This is a genomic window from Streptomyces sp. NPDC006430 (genome assembly GCF_040612395.1).
Taxonomy (GTDB): Bacteria; Actinomycetota; Actinomycetes; order Streptomycetales; family Streptomycetaceae; genus Streptomyces.
Map to the genome: position 1 here is coordinate 1 of NZ_JBEXQA010000079.1, position 5,793 is coordinate 5,793.

Annotated in this window: 1 protein-coding gene; it reads left to right on the top strand. The window is 71.5% G+C overall.

All coding sequences use genetic code 11. The annotated features are described in order from the left end of the window. Positions 1-17 precede the first annotated feature (17 nt). On the top strand, positions 18-5,621 hold the full coding sequence (locus ABZZ20_RS36470) for an amino acid adenylation domain-containing protein (RefSeq protein WP_356877291.1): 5,604 nt from the start codon (positions 18-20) through the stop codon (positions 5,619-5,621). Positions 5,622-5,793: the final 172 nt, after the last annotated feature.

Genomic DNA, 5,793 nt, shown 5'->3' on the forward strand with positions numbered 1-5,793 from the left:
TGGGCCGCGGTGTGGAGATGATCGCGGCGATCCTGGCGGTGTGGAAGGCCGGCGCGGCCTACCTGCCCATCGACCCCGCCCAGCCCACCGAACGGGTCGCGTACCTGATCACCGACAGCCGTGCCGCGCTGACACTGACCACCGAGGAAATCCTGGACGACCTGCCGGGGGGCAAGCGGCTCGTCGCCCTCGACTCGCCGCTGATGACGATGCAGCTGGCCGGGGCCGAGGAGACGGCCCCGCAGGTGACGACGGCCCGGGACGGGCTCGCGTACGTCATCTACACCTCCGGCTCGACGGGCCGTCCCAAGGGTGTCGCGGTCACTCACGGCTCGCTCGCCAACTACGTGGCGTCCGTGCCGGGCCGCGTCGGCCTGGGCGCACCGGGCGACCGGTACGCGCTGCTCCAGGCGCAGGCCACCGACCTGGGCAACACCATGGTGTTCACGAGCCTGACCACTGGTGGTGAACTGCACGTCCTGGACGAGGGCGCGGTCACCGACCCGGCGGCTGTCAGCCGGTACCTGGCCGAGCACCGCATCGACCACCTCAAGGCGGTCCCGTCCCACCTCGCGGCCCTCGGCGCGGCCGGGGACCTGAGCGCGGTGCTGCCCGCCAAGTCCCTGGTCCTCGGCGGTGAGGCCGCGCAGCTCGAGTGGGTGCGGGCACTCCTGTCCGCTGCGGACGGACGCGCCGTGTTCAACCACTACGGCCCGACGGAGACCACCATCGGCGTGGCCACGACCCCGCTGACGGCCGACCTGGTGGCCGACGGTGCGGTCCCCGTAGGCACGCCGCTCGCCAATACCCGCTTCTATGTCCTGGACAGCCGGCTCCGGCCGGTGCCGGCCGAAGCGGTCGGTGAGCTGTACGTCGCTGGTGCGGGCCTGGCGCGTGGCTATGTGCGCCGCCCCGGTCTGACCGCGGAGCGGTTCGTGGCCAGCCCGTTCGGTACACATGGCGAGCGGATGTACCGCACCGGCGACCTGGCGCGCTGGGACGCGGACGGCCGCGTGGTGTATGCAGGGCGGGCTGACGAGCAGGTGAAGATCCGCGGTTTCCGCATCGAGCCCGGTGAGGTCCAGTCGGCTCTGGCTGCGCACCCGTTGGTGGGTCAGGCAGTGGTGATCGCCCGCGAGGACGTCCCCGGCGACCGGCGCCTCGTCGCTTACGTCGTGGCCGATGATCCGGAGACCGCACAGGACCCGGGCCTGCCCGCGACGATCCGCAAGTTCGCCGCGCAGCGCCTGCCGGAGCACATGGTGCCCTCGGCAGTGGTGGTCCTCGACGGACTGCCGCTGACAGGCAACGGCAAGCTGGACCGCAAGGCCCTGCCCGCCCCGGACTATCTCGGGGCCGCTCAGCCAGGCGGCCGGAACCGGGCGGCCGGCCTCCAGGAGGAGATTCTCTGCCTGGCGTTTGCCGAGGTCCTGGGGGTGCCCGCAGTCGGCGTGGACGACGACTTCTTCGAGTTGGGCGGCCACTCGCTGCTCGCGGTCCGGCTCATCAGCAGGATCCGTACCCTGCTCGGCGTCGAGGTCGAGATCCGCGACCTGTTCGAGGAGCCGACCGTCGCCGGTCTGGCCGAGCACCTGGCCGGGGCGCGCGAGGCCCGGCCGCCGCTGGCGTCCGGCACCCGGCCCGCACGGCTGCCGCTGTCGTACGGCCAGCGGCGCCTGTGGATCATCGACAAGCTGGAGGGCCCCGGCGACACCTACAACATTCCCGTCGCCGTACGGCTGGCGGGCGAGGTGGACCACGCCGACGTGAACGCAGCGCTCCGGGACGTCATCGCTCGCCATGAAGTGCTGCGCACCGTGTACGAGGTAGCAGACGGCGAGCCGTACCAGAAGGTCCTCGACCCCGCCGCCCTGGAGTGGGAGCTCACCGTGACCCGGGTCGCACCGGAGGAGCTGTCCGGGGCGGTCGCCGACGCCCAGCGCCACACCTTCGACCTGTCGGCGGACGTGCCGGTAAAGGCTTGGCTGTTCGAGGCGGGCGCGGATGACCACGTCCTCGTGGTGGTGATCCACCACATCGCCACCGACGGGTGGTCCTGGGCGCCACTGGCCCGCGACCTGTCCGTGGCGTACGCCGCGCGCAGCGAGGGCCGTGCCCCGCAGTGGGAGGAACTGCCGGTTCAGTACGCCGACTACGCGCTGTGGCAGCGCGAGATGCTAGGCGACGGGGATGACCCGGACAGCCTGCTCTCCCGTCAGGTCGCCTACTGGCGCGAGGCCCTCGCCGGCATCCCCGAGGAGCTCACGCTGCCGACCGACCGGGTGCGCCAGGCCGTGGTCGGCCACCGGGGCTACCGCGTACCGATCGAGGTTCCGGCAGAGGTGCACGCACGGCTCCTGGACGTCGCGCGGGCCGAGGGCGTAACCATGTTCATGGCACTGCACGGCGTACTCGCCGTGCTCCTCTCCCGCCTCGGCGCGGGCACCGACATCCCCATCGGATCGGCACACGCAGGACGCACCGACGAAGCCCTCGACGACCTCGTCGGCTACTTCGTCAACACCTTCGTGCTGCGCACCGACCTGTCGCAGGACCCGACCTACCGCAAGGTGCTAGAGCGGGTCCGGGAAGCAGGCCTCGGCGCGTTCGCCCACGCGGACGTCCCTTTCGAGCGCCTCGTCGAGGAACTCGACCCCGCCCGGTCGCTGGCCCGCCACCCTCTGTTCCAGGTGATGCTGCTCCTTGAGAACACCGCCGAGGCGGTGGTCGACCTGCCCGGCCTCGACACTGGGACGGAGGCCCCGCCACGGAGGGCGTCAGACGAGGCGTCCGTGACGGAGTCGGTCGTCAAGTTCGATCTGGACGTGAGCATCGTCGAGACGTACGACGCCCAGGGTGCGCCCGCGGGTCTACGCGGCACGGTGACCGCCTCCGCAGACCTTTTCGAACCCGCGTCGGTGGTGCGCATCGGCGACCGCCTCAACCACGTCCTCGCGACCCTCTCCGCCGCTCCGGACACCCGGCTCAGCGCCGTAGACGTCCTGGACGACGACGAGCGGCACCGCATGCTGACCGAGTGGAACGACACAACGGCCGAGCTGCCGGACACGACGGTCGGCGCCCTGTTCGAGGCGCAGGTCGCGTGCACCCCCGATGCGACCGCCCTCACCTTCGGTGACGTGGCCCTGAGCTACGGCGAGCTGGACGCGCGGGCCAACCGCGTGGCCCGGTACCTCGCCCAGCGGGGCGTGGGGCCGGAGTCGGTCGTCGCGGTCGTCTTCGATCGCACCGTCGACCTGGTCGTGGCGCTGCTCGGCGTGGTCAAGGCCGGCGCCGCCTATCTGCCGATCGACCCGAACTACCCCGCAGACCGCATCGCGTACGTCATCGCCGACTCCGGCGCGATGTGCGTGCTCAGTGGCGAGGGCATGCGGGACCGGCTCGAGTCGTTCGACGTGGACGCCGACGCCGCATCCGGCGTGCCAGTGGTGCTGCTCGATGACCCCAAGGTGACCGCGGAGCTTGCCGCCCTGCCGGACCGGGCGGTCGGAGACGACGAGCGCACGCGTCCGCTGCTGCCCGGGCACCCTATGTGGGTGATCTACACGTCCGGGTCCACCGGACGCCCCAAGGGCGTGCTCGTCGAGCACCGGGCGATCGTGAACTTCCTCATGTCGATGCAGGACTCCTTCCCGCTGACCACCGCCGACCGGCTTCTCGCGGTGAGCACCCACGGCTGCGACATGGCCGGGTTCGAGTTCTACCTGCCACTTCTCAACGGTGCTCGGCTCGTCCTCGCCGCGCAGGAACAGGTCCTCGACCCATGGGCGCTGCGGGAGCTGATCCGTACCGGCGAAGTGACGATGGTGCACGCCACGCCGAGCCTGTGGCGCGGCCTGGTGGCGGACGCCGACGACCCGGTGGACCTCACGAGTGTCCGCGCCATGATCGGCGCCGAGGCGCTGCCCGGGGACCTGGCCCGTACCCTGCTGGGCCGGACGCCGACCCTGACCAACCTGTACGGCCCGACGGAGACCACCACCTGGTCGACCGCCAAGGTGCTCCGGCCGGAGGCGGCCGACGTCACCTCGATCGGCTCCCCGATCGGCAACACCCAGGTCTACGTCCTGGACGACGGCCTGGTTCCGGTGGCGCCCGGCGTCGCGGGCGAGCTGTACATCGCGGGTGAGGGTCTGGCCCGCGGGTACCTGGGCCGTCCGGGACTGACGGCGGGGCGATTCGTGGCCTGCCAGTTCCGCGCCCCGGGGGAGCGGATGTACCGGACCGGCGACGTGGTCCGGTGGACCGCGGACGGCGAGCTGCAGTACGTCGGACGCGCCGACGACCAGGTCAAGGTGCGTGGCTTCCGGGTCGAACTCGGTGAGATCGAGGCCGATCTGGCCACGTACCCCTCGGTCGGGCAAGCCGTGGTGGTGGTGCGCGAAGACACGCCGGGCGGCCACCGCCTGGTGGCCTACGTGGTGCCGGGTTCGGCCACCGGCCCGAAGGAGGCGGAGGAGCTGGGCCGGGCGGTGCGCGGCCTCGCCCAAGGCCGGATGCCGGCGTACATGGTGCCGTCCGCGGTGGTGGTGATCGACAAGCTGCCGCTGATGCCCAACGGCAAGCTGGACCGCAAGGCGCTGCCCGCGCCCGGGGTAACCGCTGCCGCCCCCACCGCCAACGGGGCCGTCACCGCCTTCGAGTCGAGTCTGTGCGAGGCGTTCGCCGAAGTCCTCGGAGTGGAGTCGGTCGGGGTCGACGACGACTTCTTCGCCCTGGGTGGGCACTCCCTGCTGGCGGTCCGGCTCGTGGAGCGGCTGCGGGAGCGGGGCGTTTCCATCGCAGTCCGCGATGTGTTCGTCGCGCCCACGGTCGGTGAACTGGTGAAGGGGATGAGCCTGTCGTCGGTGCGCGACGCCTTCGACGAGCTGCTTCCGATCCGTACTGAAGGCACCAGGCCGCCCTTCTTCTGCCTGCACCCCGCCGACGGTGTGAGCTGGTGCTACATGCCGCTGGCCCGGTATGCGTCGAGCGACATCCCGTTGTACGGCCTGCAGGACCGAGGGCTGCAGGGGGCTGACCGACTTGCCCGGTCCGTGGGGCAGATGGCGGAGCGCTACGTCGAGCAGATCCGCCGGGTGCAGCCCTCCGGCCCCTACCACCTGCTGGGCTGGTCCTTCGGTGCGGTGGTCGGGCACGAGGTCGCAGTGCGGCTGCGCGCCGCTGGCGAGGAGGTTGCGGTTCTGGTCGTCCTCGACCAGAACCCGGCCGTGCCGGATCCGGACGCCGGGCCCCTGGAGGACATCACGGAGGTACCCGACGAGGTGCTGGCGACCGTGACCGAGTGGGTGCGCCGCCAGGCGGGGGGTGCGCTCGGGGCCACGACGGAGGAGGAGTACGGGAACATCGCGCGGGTTCTGATCAACCAGCGTGAGATCCAGCGGCGCCATGAGCAGGGCCGGTTCGACGGCGACGTTCTGCTGATTACAGCCGACCGGGAGAGCTCCGCCGGCCCGGTCACTGGAGAGGCGTGGCAGCCCCACGTCTCCGGGGAGATCCATCAGACCGGCATCGACTGCGCCCACCACGAGATGGGCACGCCGGAGAACATGGCCAAGGTGTGGTCCGCCGTGTCGGAGTGGCTGAGCCTGGACGACTGACGACTGACGACTGACGACTGATGGCTCCCGCGCGGCGCACGCCGCCGCGCGGGTCCCCGTGGACAGGCCATAAAGGGGCCGGGCGTTCGACGACATAATGTAGGGGGAAGCCCCGCCCCGGTTGTTGCCGCTGCCCGCCCCGGGCCCCGAACAGCTCCCCGGGTACCCCCCC